Annotated in this window: 13 protein-coding genes and 2 tRNA genes; 5 read left to right on the forward strand and 10 right to left on the reverse strand. The window is 63.7% G+C overall.

The genetic code is table 11. The features are described 5' to 3' along the window. Positions 1–71: 71 nt before the first annotated feature. From ahpF to N5C28_RS11000, 3 genes are all read right to left on the reverse strand, one after another. Positions 72–1,625, reverse strand: a complete 1,554-nt coding sequence (gene ahpF, locus N5C28_RS10990) for an alkyl hydroperoxide reductase subunit F (RefSeq protein ID WP_279822213.1) — start codon at positions 1,623–1,625, stop codon at positions 72–74. Between the two features lie 131 nt (positions 1,626–1,756). Beyond that, positions 1,757–2,320 (reverse strand): alkyl hydroperoxide reductase subunit C, encoded by a 564-nt coding sequence (gene ahpC / locus N5C28_RS10995; protein ID WP_279822214.1) that lies wholly within the window; start codon positions 2,318–2,320, stop codon positions 1,757–1,759. A gap of 207 nt (positions 2,321–2,527) precedes the next feature. Further along, positions 2,528–3,490: a zinc-binding dehydrogenase gene (locus N5C28_RS11000; protein WP_279822216.1), complete on the reverse strand. Its 963-nt coding sequence runs from the start codon at positions 3,488–3,490 to the stop codon at positions 2,528–2,530. Positions 3,491–3,618: 128 nt separating this feature from the next. Between N5C28_RS11000 and N5C28_RS11005 the strand changes: the two genes are divergently transcribed. Further along, entirely contained in the window at positions 3,619–5,700 is a 2,082-nt protein-coding gene (locus N5C28_RS11005) for a carboxy terminal-processing peptidase (RefSeq protein WP_279822218.1), read from the forward strand. A 97-nt stretch (positions 5,701–5,797) separates the two neighbouring features. After that, positions 5,798–7,573, forward strand: coding sequence for an EAL and GGDEF domain-containing protein (locus tag N5C28_RS11010; RefSeq protein WP_279822221.1), 1,776 nt, complete (start codon positions 5,798–5,800; stop codon positions 7,571–7,573). Between the two features lie 2 nt (positions 7,574–7,575). Here the strand turns inward: N5C28_RS11010 and N5C28_RS11015 are convergent, their stop codons facing one another. The 7 genes from N5C28_RS11015 to N5C28_RS11045 form a co-directional block, all read right to left on the reverse strand. Continuing rightward, the gene (locus tag N5C28_RS11015) at positions 7,576–8,043 is read right to left on the reverse strand and encodes a sel1 repeat family protein (RefSeq protein WP_279822223.1); all 468 of its coding nucleotides are present in this window, start codon (positions 8,041–8,043) and stop codon (positions 7,576–7,578) included. Next, positions 8,044–8,409, reverse strand: coding sequence for a hypothetical protein (locus N5C28_RS11020; protein WP_279822224.1), 366 nt, complete (start codon positions 8,407–8,409; stop codon positions 8,044–8,046). Continuing rightward, entirely contained in the window at positions 8,406–8,720 is a 315-nt protein-coding gene (locus tag N5C28_RS11025) for a helix-turn-helix transcriptional regulator (RefSeq protein ID WP_279822225.1), read from the reverse strand. The genes N5C28_RS11020 and N5C28_RS11025 overlap by 4 nt, the downstream gene beginning before the upstream one ends. A gap of 135 nt (positions 8,721–8,855) precedes the next feature. Continuing rightward, complete coding sequence (locus N5C28_RS11030) at positions 8,856–9,296, reverse strand: DUF1232 domain-containing protein (protein WP_279822226.1); 441 nt, start codon at positions 9,294–9,296, stop codon at positions 8,856–8,858. A gap of 370 nt (positions 9,297–9,666) precedes the next feature. Continuing rightward, entirely contained in the window at positions 9,667–10,392 is a 726-nt protein-coding gene (locus N5C28_RS11035; RefSeq protein ID WP_279822227.1) for an FKBP-type peptidyl-prolyl cis-trans isomerase, read from the reverse strand. A 191-nt stretch (positions 10,393–10,583) separates the two neighbouring features. Beyond that, a tRNA-Asp gene (locus N5C28_RS11040) sits at positions 10,584–10,660 on the reverse strand. A 20-nt stretch (positions 10,661–10,680) separates the two neighbouring features. Further along, positions 10,681–10,756, reverse strand: a tRNA-Val gene (locus N5C28_RS11045). A 308-nt stretch (positions 10,757–11,064) separates the two neighbouring features. Between N5C28_RS11045 and rdgC the strand changes: the two genes are divergently transcribed. The 3 genes from rdgC to sugE all read left to right on the forward strand — a co-directional run bounded on the left by rdgC (position 11,065) and on the right by sugE (position 13,469). Beyond that, a complete protein-coding gene (gene rdgC / locus N5C28_RS11050; protein WP_279822228.1) occupies positions 11,065–11,985 on the forward strand; it encodes a recombination-associated protein RdgC in 921 nt (306 codons plus the stop codon). A 116-nt stretch (positions 11,986–12,101) separates the two neighbouring features. After that, positions 12,102–13,040, forward strand: coding sequence for a bile acid:sodium symporter family protein (locus tag N5C28_RS11055; protein ID WP_279822267.1), 939 nt, complete (start codon positions 12,102–12,104; stop codon positions 13,038–13,040). A gap of 111 nt (positions 13,041–13,151) precedes the next feature. Further along, positions 13,152–13,469: a quaternary ammonium compound efflux SMR transporter SugE gene (gene sugE, locus N5C28_RS11060; protein WP_279822229.1), complete on the forward strand. Its 318-nt coding sequence runs from the start codon at positions 13,152–13,154 to the stop codon at positions 13,467–13,469. Position 13,470 lies beyond the last annotated feature (1 nt).

Below are 13,470 nucleotides of genomic sequence, written 5' to 3' on the forward strand. Positions count from 1 at the left end.
AAAGCGGACAACCCTGGAGGGTTGTCCGCTTGGTTTGACGCTGCTGCAGGGCTTGGTGACAGCCCCCTGGATCAGCTGCGGATCAGGTGATCGAATGCGCTCAGCGACGCTTTCGACCCTTCCCCCATGGCGATCACGATCTGCTTGTACGGCACCGTGGTCACGTCACCCGCCGCGAAGATCCCCGGCAGCGAGGTTTCGCCACGGGCGTCGACGATGATCTCGCCGCGGTCCGACAGCTCCACCGAGCCTTTCAGCCACTCGGAGTTCGGCAGCAGGCCGATCTGCACGAAGATGCCTTCCAGCTCAACCGGGACGAACTCGTCGGAGTTGCGGTCCTTGTAGACCAGGCCGGTGACCTTCTGGCCATCGCCTTTCACTTCACTGGTCAGGGCGCTGGTGATCACCTTGACGTTGGGCAGGCTGTACAGCTTCTTCTGCAGCACGGCATCGGCGCGCAGCTTGCTGTCGAATTCCAGCAGGGTGACATGGGCGACGATGCCCGCCAGGTCGATGGCCGCTTCCACGCCGGAGTTGCCGCCGCCGATCACTGCCACGCGCTTGCCCTTGAACAGCGGGCCGTCGCAGTGCGGGCAGTAGGCCACGCCCTTGTTGCGGTATTCCTTCTCGCCGGGCACGTTCATCTCTCTCCAGCGGGCGCCGGTGGACAGGATCACGGTCTTGGCTTTCAGGCTCGCACCGCTCTCGAACTTCACTTCGTGCAGGCCGCCTTCGCCGGTCGCCGGGATCAGGGCGCTGGCGCGCTGCAGGTTCATGATGTCGACGTCGTACTGCTTGACGTGCTCTTCCAGGGCACGGGCCAGTTTCGGGCCTTCGGTTTCCTGCACCGAGATGAAGTTCTCGATGGCCATGGTGTCCAGCACCTGGCCGCCGAAACGCTCGGCCGCGACACCGGTACGAATGCCTTTGCGGGCGGCGTAGATGGCTGCCGCGGCACCGGCCGGGCCACCCCCGATGACCAGCACGTCGAAGGCGTCCTTGGCGTTCAGCTTGGAGGCATCGCGGGCCGAGGCACCGGTGTCGATCTTCGCCAGGATCTGCTCGGCGTCCATGCGGCCCTGGCCGAACAGCTCGCCGTTCAGGTAGATGCTCGGTACCGACATGATCTGGCGGGACTCGACTTCGTCCTGGAACAGCGCGCCGTCGATGGCAACGTGGCGGATGTTCGGGTTGAGCACGGCCATCAGATTCAGCGCCTGCACCACGTCCGGGCAGTTCTGGCAGGACAGCGAGTAGTAGGTCTCGAAGTTGAATTCGCCTTCGAGGCTGCTGATCTGCTCGATGACCTCGGCCGCCAGCTTCGACGGGTGGCCACCGACTTGCAGCAGGGCCAGCACCAGCGAGGTGAATTCGTGGCCCATCGGCAGACCGGCGAAGCGCAGGCTGATGTTGCCGTTCGGGCGGTTCAGGCTGAACGACGGGACGCGGGCATCGGTGCCGTCGGTCTTCAGGGTGATCTTGTCGGTCAGGCTGACGATGTCGTCGAGCAGGCCGCGCAGTTCCTGGGATTTGTCGCTGTCATCGAGGGACGCGACTATTTCGAACGGCTGGCTGACTTTTTCCAGGTAAGCCTTCAACTGGGTTTTGAGCGTGGCGTCCAACATATGCGTGTCCTCAATGACAAAATTCGGGCAATAAAACGCCCGGACGGGTTACGCCCGGGCGCCGGGCCCCAGGGGATGGGTTGCATCCCCCGGAGCTGACCATCGGGAAGCCGAGGCTTCCGGGTCGTGTTTTAGATCTTGCCGACCAGGTCCAGGGAAGGAGCCAGGGTCTTCTCACCTTCTTTCCACTTGGCCGGGCAGACTTCGCCCGGGTGGGAAGCGGTGTACTGGGCAGCTTTCAGCTTGCGCAGGGTCTCGCCCACGTCACGAGCGATCTCGTTGGAGTGGATTTCGACGGTCTTGATCACGCCTTCCGGGTTGATCACGAAGGTGCCGCGCAGTGCCAGGCCTTCTTCAGCGATGTGCACGCCGAACGCGTTGGTCAGCTGGTGAGTCGGGTCGCCGATCAGCGGGAACTGAGCCTTGCCAACGGCAGGGGAAGTCTCGTGCCATACCTTGTGCGAGAAGTGGGTGTCGGTGGTGACGATGTACACTTCAGTGCCAGCCTTCTGGAACTCGGCGTAGCTGTTGGCAGCGTCTTCGATCTCGGTCGGGCAGTTGAAGGTGAAAGCTGCCGGCATGAAGATGAGTACCGACCACTTGCCTTTCAGGCTCTGCTCGGTGACTTCGATGAATTTGCCATTGTGAAAAGCGTTGACCTTGAACGGCTGAACTTGAGTGTTAATCAAAGACATCAGTGAACTCCTTCGAGGGTTAGGAAATTTACAAGACGAATCTTATTCCCATACGAGCTAAAAATCCTATTGATTGAACCCATGAAGCTGATTGAGCAGCTCAATCAATGGATAAGAAATTCATTTGGAAACAATAAGATAAGAAGATCGAAAAGAACGCGACAGCGCCGCTTTTCGCCTCCCTTTCACGCGATCCAGCCCTAGTGATTAGACCAGGCTATCGTCGATGACAAGCACCAGTTTGCCGTTGACCGTGTTATCGGCCAGGGCGGCAAATGCGGCTTCTGCATCTTTGACCGGGAATCCACGCTCCAGTTGCGGTTTTAAACGCCCTTCGACGAACAGCGGCCACACCGTGGCCAGCAGGTCGCGCATCAGGTCGGCCTTGAACGCATCGTCGCGGTTGCGCAGGGTCGAGCCGGTCAACTGGATGCGCTTGCCCAGCACCAGGGCCAGGTCCAGTTCCGCCTTGCGCCCCCCCATGAGTCCTATATTCACCCAGCGCCCGTCGCGGGCCAGCAGGTCGAGGTTGAGCGCTGCATAGTTGCCGCCCACCGGGTCGAGAATCACATCGAATGGCCCGAAGTCGCGCAGCGCCGACAGGTCATCGCCACGCAACACGCCGCCCTGGGCCCCCAGGGCCTCGCAATAGGCCAGGCGTTCGGCCGAGCCGACACTCACCCAGACCGGGCTGCCGAAGGCCTTGCACAGCTGGATCGCGGCAGAACCGACGCCGCTGGCGCCCGCATGCAGCAGCACCTTTTCACCGGGCTTGAGACTGGCCAGCTGGAACAGGTTGAGCCAGGCAGTCGCGTAGACCTCCGGCAGTGCCGCTGCTTGCGCCAGGGACAGCCCTTCCGGCACCGGCAGAACGTGACGGGCATCGACCACCACTTCCTGCGCCATGCCGCCACCGGCCAGCAGGGCACAGACCCGATCGCCCACCTGCCAGTCGCTACCCGGACCGACCTCAGTGATAACGCCCGCACATTCCAGGCCGAGCATCTCGCTCGCGCCGGGCGGAGGCGGATACAGGCCCGCACGCTGCAACAGGTCAGCCCGATTGAGGCCCGCCGCCGCCACACGAATGCGAACCTCCCCCACATCACAGGCCAATGCGGGCTGTTCTACCCACTCCACACGGCCTTCCACGCCTTGCAATGCCTTCACGCTGCCTCCATAGTGCATTTGAACCGAGCCCGGCGGTAAGCGCCGGGCTTTTGCATTGCGCCGATGGAACCTGGCGCCCTTAAAGACGGCCTAATATGCGTTATCAACAGTCCCCGCGTCGAATCAGCATGAAGCGTTCTTTACTCAGCGCCACCCTCGCCCTTGCCCTCGGTCTGGGTGCCCTGCCCCTGGCCGCCAAGACCACGGGTGACGATCACTGGGAATACCTGCAGCCGGATCGTGAGCAGGTCATCGCCAGCCTCAACGTCGTGGAGCTGTTGAAGCGTCACCACTACAACAAGCCGCCACTCAATGACGAACGCTCGGAAAAGATCTACCAGGGCTACCTGAAGATGCTCGACCCGGCGCGCAGCTATTTCACCGCCGGCGACATCGCCGAGTTCGACCAGTGGCACGACAAGTTCGATGACTTCCTGAAGAACGGCAACCTGGAGCCGGGCTTCATCATTTACAAGCGTCACCTGGAGCGCCTGCAGGGCCGTCTGCAGTTCGCCCTCGCGAAGCTCGAGAAAGGCGTCGACGCCATCGACTTCACCGTCGACGAAGAACTGCTGATCGACCGCGAGAACGCGCCCTGGGCCAAGGACGTCGCCGAACTGGACGACCTGTGGCGCAAGCGCCTGAAGGATGAAGTGCTGCGCCTGAAGATCGCCGGCAAGGAATCCAAGGCGATCCAGGAGCTGCTGACCAAGCGCTACAAGAACCAGCTGGCGCGACTGGAGCAGACCCGCGGCGAGGACATCTTCCAGGCGTACATCAACGCCTTCGCCATGTCCTACGACCCGCACACCACCTACCTGTCCCCGGACAACGCGGAAAACTTCGACATCAACATGAGCCTGTCGCTGGAAGGCATCGGCGCCGTGTTGCAGAGCGACAACGAGCACGTCAAGGTCGTGCGCCTGGTACCGGCCGGCCCTGCCGAGAAGACCAAGCAGATCGCACCGGCCGACAAGATCACCGGCGTGGCCCAGGGCGACGACGAGATGGTCGACGTGATCGGCTGGCGCCTGGATGAAGTGGTCAAGCTGATCCGCGGTCCGAAAGGTTCCAAGGTTCGCCTGGAAGTGATCCCGGCCAGCAACGCGCCGAACGACCAGACCAGCAAGGTCGTGGTCATTACCCGTGAAGCGGTGAAGCTGGAAGAACAGGCCGCCAAGAAAAGCGTCCTGCAACTCGAGCACGAAGGCCGCGACTACAAGCTCGGCGTGATCGAGATCCCGGCGTTCTACCTGGACTTCAAGGCCTTCCGTGCCGGCGACCCGAACTACAAGAGCACCACCCGCGACGTGAAACGCCTGCTGGGTGAGCTGGAGAAGGAAAAAGTCGACGGCGTGGTCATCGACCTGCGCAACAACGGCGGCGGCTCTTTGCAGGAAGCCACCGAACTGACCGGCCTGTTCATCGACCAGGGCCCCACCGTGCTGGTGCGCAACAGCGACGGCCGCGTGGACGTGCTGGCGGACGAGAACACCGGCGTGTTCTACAAGGGCCCGATGGCCGTTCTGGTGAACCGCCTGTCTGCCTCGGCCTCGGAAATCTTCGCTGGCGCCATGCAGGACTACCACCGTGCACTGATCATCGGTGGCCAGACCTTCGGCAAGGGCACGGTGCAGACCATCCAGCCGCTCAACCATGGCGAACTGAAGCTGACCCTGGCCAAGTTCTACCGGGTTTCCGGCCAGAGCACCCAGCACCAGGGCGTGATCCCGGATATCAAGTACCCCGACGTGATGGACACCAAGGACATCGGCGAAAGCGCCCTGCCCGAGGCCCTGCCGTGGGACAGCATCCGCCCGGCAATCAAGCCCGAGCTCGACCCGATCAAGCCGTTCCTCGCCGACCTGCAGTCGCGCTACGACACCCGCACCGCCAACAACCCGGACTTCACCTTCGCCCGTGAACGCCTGGCCCTGGCCCAGAAGCTGCTGAACGAGAAGACCGTCAGCCTCAACGAAGCCAAGCGCCGCGCCCAGCAGGCCGATATCGAAGCCCAGCAACTGGCGATCGAGAACAGCCGCCGCAAGGCCAAGGGCGAAACCCTGCTGACCGAGCTGAAGGAAGAAGACGAAGACGCCGCGCCGGTCGAGCCGGAGAAAACCAAGCCCGAGGACGATGCCTTCCTGGCGGAAACCGGGCGCATTCTCCTCGATTACCTGGGCCTCAATGCCAAGGTGGCGAAACACTAACGCCGGACAGTCATCAAACGGTCACCAATCTGTCGTGAAATGCAGGGGCTGATAGCGATATCAGCCCTTTGCTTTTTCTGGATATAGAGACCCACTCATGACCGTCACCGAGCAGTTGAGCGCGCTGGGCCACATCCTCGCTCACGGCGACCTGCATAGCCTCTTCCAGCCTATCGTGTGCCAGTCCGAACGGCGCATTCTCGGCTATGAAGCCCTGACCCGCGGCCCGTCCAACAGCCCGCTGCACTCCCCGATCAACCTGTTCGCCGTCGCCCGCCATGCCGGACGCCTCAGCGAGCTGGAACTCGCCTGCCGCAAGAGCGCCTGTCGCCGCTTCAGCGAGTTGAAACTGGAGGGCAAGCTGTTCCTCAACGTCTCGCCGGAATCGCTGCTGGAACCCAACCACCAGCCCGGGCGCACCCTGCAACTGCTGCAGGCCTATGGCATCCCGCCGAGCCAGGTGGTGATCGAACTGACCGAGCAGGCGCCCACCGAAGATTTCGCCCTGCTCGACACCGCCCTGCACCACTACCGCGCCATGGGTTTTTCCATTGCCCTGGATGACCTGGGAGCCGGCTATTCCAGCCTGCGCCTGTGGTCGGAGCTGCGTCCGGATTACGTGAAGATCGACCGGCACTTCATCGACGGCATCCACCAGGATGCGGTCAAGCGCGAGTTCGTCGGTTCGATCCTGCAGATGGCCAAGGCGTCGCGCGCCGAGGTGATCGCCGAAGGCATCGAACGCGCCGAAGAGCTGGCCGTGCTGTCGGAGATGGGCATCGACCTGCTGCAGGGCTACCTGCTGTGCCGCCCCCAGGAAAACCCGCCCAAGGACGCCCGCGCCCTGCTGCCCAAGCTGGAGAGCGCGCCGGCCAGCCTCAACGACGAAGGCAGTGACCTGTCCGCGCTGCTCAACGAACAGATCGCCGTGGGCCTGAACACTCCCATCGCCGAAGTGCTGGAAGCCTTCCGCGCCCAGGCCAACCTCAACTCCCTGGCGGTGCTCAACGAGCAGCAGCAACCGGTGGGGATCGTGCACCGTCATTCGCTGTCCGACGCGCTGCTCAAGCCCTTCGCCACCGAGCTGTTCGCCCGCAAGCCCATCAGCCGCCTGATGAGCGATGACTTTCTTGCCGTGGAGCTGGGCCAGTCGCTGCAGAAGGTCAGCCGCCTGCTGACCAGTCGCGCCCGCCAACGCATCGAAGAAGACTTCATCATCACCCTGGATGGCCGCTACCAGGGCCTCGGGCGGGTCATCGACGTCCTCAAGCTGATCACCGAGCTGAAGATCCAGCAAGCGCGCTACGCCAACCCGCTGACCCTGCTGCCCGGCAACGTGCCGATCCAGCAGTGCCTGGCGCGCCTGCTGCAACAGTCCCGCGAGGCGGTGGTGTGCTACGTGGACATCGACAGTTTCAAACCCTTCAACGACCTCTACGGCTACGCCAAGGGCGACGAGGTACTGCTGTGCCTGGCCCAGTGCCTGAACGAGCGCGTCGACCCGGCCCGGGATTTCGTCGGCCACATCGGCGGCGATGACTTCCTGCTGGTGCTCGGCTCGGAAGACTGGCGCGCACGCCTCAACCACCTGCTGGAAGACTTCCAGGGGCAATGCCGACGGTTCTATCGGGAAGAGGACCTGGAAGCGGGCTGTTTCGTCGCCCACAACCGCCAGGGCCAGCGCGAAGAGTTCGCCCTGCTCTCACTGTCGCTGGGGGTGGTGCACCTGCACCCGGAGAACTGCATGGACCTGGACGCCAGCCAACTGGCCGGCCTGGCCTCGGAGGCCAAGCGCCACGCCAAGAACGTGCCGGGCTACAGCCTGCACATCCTCGACACACGGCAGTTGGGGCACAACCGAGAAAGCGCCTGAACCTACAGCCCGTGCTGGGTGGCCAAGGCGTCAAACTGCGCGGCGCGCTGCGGATCGGCGGCCAGGCCTTCGCCCCCGTCGCGGTACAGCGTGGCCAGACGCCGGCACGCCAGCGGGTGCCCGGCCTGCGCCGCCATCGCCCACCAGAGCGCGGCCTCTTCGGCATTCGGCGCGTGACGGGTATCACCGGCCAGGCTCAACGCCCCTAGCTGATAGGCGGCCTTGCCATCGCCGCCCTGGGCCGCCAGACGCAGCAAACGGATGCCCTCTTCCCGGGCACCGAACCCCTGGCCGCGAAACAGCAGGATATGGCCGTAGAAACTCTGCGCCGGCACATCGCCCAGGGCAGCCATCCGGGCGAACTGCCCTTCCAGCCATTTCCAGCCGCGCGGCTGCTTGACCCACCATTGCCAGTGAAAAAGGCGACGGGCCAGCCAGTAACTCAGTCGGGCACGCAGGCGCCAGAGCATCTACACATCCTCGGGGTAGTCGAACTCGAACACCCGCACCACTTCGGCGGCGTGCCAGGACGCCGCGGCCACGCCATCCGGCGCACCACTGAAGCGGCCCAGGCGGGTGACACAATCGAAGAAACCGGTACGGGGCAGACGGCTCGCGCCCTGGCTGATCACCAGCGCGCTGCGCAGGGGACGTTCGGCGCGGGCATCCAGCGCGGCCAGGTGTTCGAGGGCGGCGGCCAGGGTCTGCATGGCCGGGCTGGGCAGCTCCAGGCGTTCGATCAGCGCGCGGTAGGTCAGCAGGTGGCGCTGTCGCCGCGCCTCCGCCAGCTCGTTGAGCAGCGCCTGCCAGTGCTGGCGGCTGATGCGGACGCTCAAGAGCCCGGCTCCCAGCCCTCGACACCCAGGTTCCAGGCCAGCGAGCGCTGAATCGCGGCATCGGGCTGACGTTCGCCGCGTTCGATCATCCCCAGGTAGTGCGGGCTGATACCCACCGCCCGGGCCAGGTCATCGACGCTCATCCCCTTGGCCTCGCGCAGGCTGACCAGGCGGCTCAACGGTGGGGCGGCAGCAACGGCGGGCTCGGCCACCTGCGGCGTACCGGCGGCCGCCAGCAGCGCCTGGTAATCGGCCCATGACAGCACCGCATACTCCGGCTCGCCGTCACGTTTGATCACTTGCACATTCATGTTCAATTCTCCGTGGGAAGCCGTACCGGACCCCGGTACCTTCCGTGCAGATCGCCATCTTAACAGCCGTTAACGGCAAACGGCGTGATCTGTACGCGCTCTGCGCAACGGAGTGGCCGCCCTGGGCGGCGTCGATCAGGATTCCAGCTTCGGCGGCGTGGCATCCGGCAGCCGCTCGATGACGGCCAGCGCCTCCGGGCTCTGCCCGTCGCGCCAGGTGCGGAAGGCCGTCAGTTCCTCCTGCCAGGTGCTCAAGACCCAGGCCAGCACGGCCAGGTCATCGACCAGCCCGACCCCGAACAACCAGTCGGGTACCGCGTCCAGCGGTGTTACGAAATACAACAACCCGGCCACCACCGACAGCAACGCCTGGGAACTGATAGCCCGGTATTCACCCCGCCACCAGGCCAGGCACAGGCTCTGCATCAGGCGCAGGTCATCTTTCAGCCCGGAGAGACGCGGGCCCTGCTTGCCACTCTTTCGAGCGACCGCCAGTAGCAGCGCGGGCAACCTTCCCCCGGCGATGAAACGCTGGGCCAGTGGCAGGAAACGGGCAAAATTCCGAGGCATTTTCATGGGTGCTCCTTGCCAGCCCGCACCGTTGCTAGGCTGGCTCGAGTTATCCACCAATGCTGTGGATAACCTTGTGAACAGATTCTGAATGAGCGTACCAAACCCACGGCCCATGGGGCCTGGATACAGATCGGGCATTTTTTGCCCAACAGATAAAAATCAACTAAATCAATAAGTTAATAAAGTCAAAGATTTCCTCCCGGCAGCAGCGCAAAGCCAAATAGGAATGGTTGCAAGAATGTGCATAACCGTAACACCTCCTGCGCTGCCCTCCCCCTTTCTGACCCGACAACCGCTCCCGGGTTCGCCCCGCGAACCCTCAGAAACGACAACGCCCCGTCAAGACGGGGCGCTGAGGGGAATCAGTGGAGTGTTACTGCTGTTCGGCTTCGGCAGCCGGGGCTTCGTCACCCTTGATGCTCAGCAGCTCCAGCTCGAACACCAGCACCGAGTTGGCCGGAATCGCCGGGCTCGGGCTCTGCTCGCCGTAGGCCAGTTCGCTCGGGATGTAGAGCTTGTACTTCTCGCCCACGTGCATCAGCTGCAGGCCTTCGACCCAACCCGGGATCACGCCGTTGACCGGCAGGTCGATCGGGCTGCCACGCTCTACCGAGCTGTCGAACACGCTGCCATCGGTCAGCTTGCCTTCATAGTGCACGGTCACCACGTCGGTGGCCTTCGGCTGGGCGCCGTCGGCTTTCTTCAATACTTCGTACTGCAGGCCGGAAGCGGTGGTGGTCACGCCTTCACGCTTGCCGTTCTCTTCGAGGAATTTCTTGCCGGCCTTGGCCGACTCTTCGTTCATGGCGACCATGCGCTCTTCGGCACGCTTCTGCAGGAAGGCGAAGGCTTCGATCAACTCTTCATCCTTCAGGCGCTGCTCTTTCTTGCCGATGGCGTCTTCGATGCCCTGAGCGACCGCTTTCGAATCCAGATCGTCCATGCCTTCCTGAGCCAGGCTCTTGCCCATGTTCAGGCCGATGCCGTAGGAGGCCTTCTGCGCCGGGGTTTCCAGTTTCACTTCACTGGTCTGCGAATCGCAGCCCGCGAGGACCAGACCCACCAGGGCAATCGCCGCTGCTAAACGATGCTGTTTCATGCTTATTCCTTTGATTCGGGGCGCCCGGCGGGCAATCGAGTGAAGACGCGAGCTTAGCAGGCTGCCGTGATCACTGGCTACCAGGATACGAACCGGCCTACATGCATAAGTTCAGGTGTTTAAACGATTTTTTGCAGGAATGAAGCGTGTGTCACGAGGGGAATGAAGCAGGGATGAAGCGAGGAGAGAAATGGCGCAGCGGACGGGACTCGAACCCGCGACCCCCGGCGTGACAGGCCGGTATTCTAACCGACTGAACTACCGCTGCGCGTAACCTCGAAGGCGAGTTGGTGGGTGATGACGGGATCGAACCGCCGACCCTCTGCTTGTAAGGCAGATGCTCTCCCGGCTGAGCTAATCACCCTTCACTCTCGAAGTGGGGCGCATTCTAGAGAGCCATTCGAACCTTGGCAAGCACTGTTTTAAAAAATTTTTATCGACACGCCAAAGGCTTAGCGCAAACGACGCTCGGGCTTGGCCTGAGGCGCCAGGGGGGACAATAATGCGCGCTTTGCGTTAACGGCCTGCCGTAAGTGTCTGCGAACGCCCGCCGGCGTTCACGGTCTGACCGCTTCTCTCATCCGTCGCTGCACGCCACCTTCGCCATGGCGAAGGACAAACCCGGGATGGCGTTGTCTCGCGACCCTACACCGAATGGAGAGTCACCCCCTCATGTGGTTCCGCAACCTGCTGGTCTATCGCCTTACCCAGAACGTTCCCTTCGATGCCGACGCACTCGAAGCCGCGCTCGCCGCCAAGCCGGCCCGCCCGTGCGCCAGCCAGGAGCTGACCACCTACGGCTTCATCGCCCCGTTCGGCAAAGGCGCCGACGCCCCGCTGGTGCACAGCAGCCAGGGTTTCCTGCTGGTGGCCGCGCGCAAGGAAGAACGCATCCTGCCCGGCAGCGTGGTGCGTGACGCCCTGAAGGAAAAGGTCGAGCAGATCGAGGCCGAGCAGATGCGCAAGGTCTACAAGAAGGAGCGCGATCAGCTGAAAGACGAGATCGTGCAGACCTTCCTGCCCCGCGCCTTCATCCGCAAGTCGGCGACCTTCGCCGCCATCGCCCCGGCCCAGGGCCTGATCCTGGTCGACGCCTCCAGCCCGAAGCGTGCCGAAGACCTGCTGTCGACCCTGCGCGAAGCCATCGGCTCGCTGCCGGTGCGCCCGCTCACCGTGAAGATCGCCCCGAGCGCCCAGATGACCGACTGGGTGAAGGCCCAGCAGGCGGCGGCCGATTTCCACGTGCTCGACGAGTGCGAGCTGCGTGACACCCATGAAGACGGCGGCGTGGTGCGCTGCAAGCGCCAGGACCTGACCGGCGACGAAATCCAGCTGCACATGACCTCCGGCAAGCAGGTGACCCAGCTGTCCCTGGCCTGGCAGGACAAGCTGTCCTTCGTGCTCGACGACAAGCTGGTGATCAAGCGCCTGCGCTTCGAAGACCTGCTGCAGGAGCAGGCCGAACAGGATGGCGGCGACGACAACCTGGGCCAGCTGGACGCCAGCTTCACCCTGATGATGATGACCTTCGTCGAATTCCTGCCGGCGCTGTTCGAAGCCCTGGGTGGCGAAGACATTCCGCAGGGTATCTAAAGGCTGCTGCGCAACCGAGCGAGTGAAGCGTGCTGATGCTTCACTCGCCCCTGCCCCTGATCCGCGCCGAGCAAGCTCTGCTCGGCATCCCCGTCCGCCAGACCGGAACCGTGCCCATGTCCGCCCTGATCGCCCTGAGCCGCTTCGTCGGCAACACCTTCGCCCTGTGGGTCCTGCTGTTCGCCGTGCTGGCGTTCTTCCTGCCCGGCGCCTTCCTGCCGCTGACGGCCTGGATCGTGCCGTTGCTCGGTCTGATCATGTTCGGCATGGGCCTGACCCTCAAGGGCGAGGATTTCCGCGAAGTGGCGCGTCGCCCGTTACGGGTGGCCATTGGCGTCCTGGCACAGTTCGTCATCATGCCGGCCCTGGCCTGGCTGCTGTGCCAGCTGTTCGCGCTGCCAGCGGAAATCGCGGTGGGCGTGATCCTGGTCGGCTGCTGCCCGGGCGGTACCGCGTCGAACGTCATCACCTGGTTCGCCCGGGGTGACGTTGCCCTGTCGGTGTCGATCACGGCGGTGACCACCCTCCTCGCCCCGGTGGTCACCCCGGCGCTGATCTGGATGCTCGCCTCGGAATGGCTGCCCGTGTCCTTTTCAGCCATGTTCCTGTCGATCCTCAAGATGGTGCTGTTGCCGATCGTCCTCGGCCTGGTCGCACAACGCCTGCTGGGCGAACGGGTAAAGATGGCGGTGGAGGTGCTTCCCCTGATCTCGGTGATCAGCATCGTGGCCATCGTTGCCGCCGTGGTGGCGGCCAGCCAGGGAAAGATCGCCGAATCGGGACTGCTGATCATGACCGTGGTGATCCTGCACAACGGCATCGGCCTTGCGCTCGGCTACCTGGCCGGACGCCTGACCGGCATGCCACTGGCACAGCGCAAAACCCTGTCCATCGAAGTGGGCATGCAGAACTCCGGGCTCGGCGCGGCGCTGGCTAGCGCGCACTTCTCGCCCCTGGCCGCGGTCCCCAGCGCCCTGTTCAGCGTCTGGCACAACCTGTCGGGGCCGCTGCTGGCCACGCTGTACCGCCGCATGAAGGACGACAAGGCGGACTGATCCGTTTTCCCCGACAGGCAATTCGTGCACACTATTGGGGCACGCCGGGGACGACCCCGGCCCCACGTGCACGACTGTCGGGGACGACCCCAACCCTGATTGGAGGTCACCATGTCCTGGATCATCCTGTTCTTCGCCGGCCTGTTCGAGGTCGGCTGGGCCATCGGCCTGAAATACACCGACGGCTTCACCCGCCCTCTCCCCACCGCCCTCACCGTCGCAGCCATGATCGTCAGCCTGACCCTGCTCGGCCTGGCGATGAAAGAACTGCCCCTGGGCACCGCCTACGCGATCTGGACCGGCGTTGGCGCGGTCGGCACGGTCATCGCCGGCATCATCCTGTTCGGCGAGTCCATGGCCCTGGTGCGGCTGGTCAGCGTGGCGCTTATCATCTGCGGCCTGATCGGCCTCAAGCTCAGCCACGGATAAC

Source organism: Pseudomonas sp. GD03944, assembly GCF_029839275.1.
Taxonomy (GTDB): domain Bacteria; phylum Pseudomonadota; class Gammaproteobacteria; order Pseudomonadales; family Pseudomonadaceae; genus Aquipseudomonas.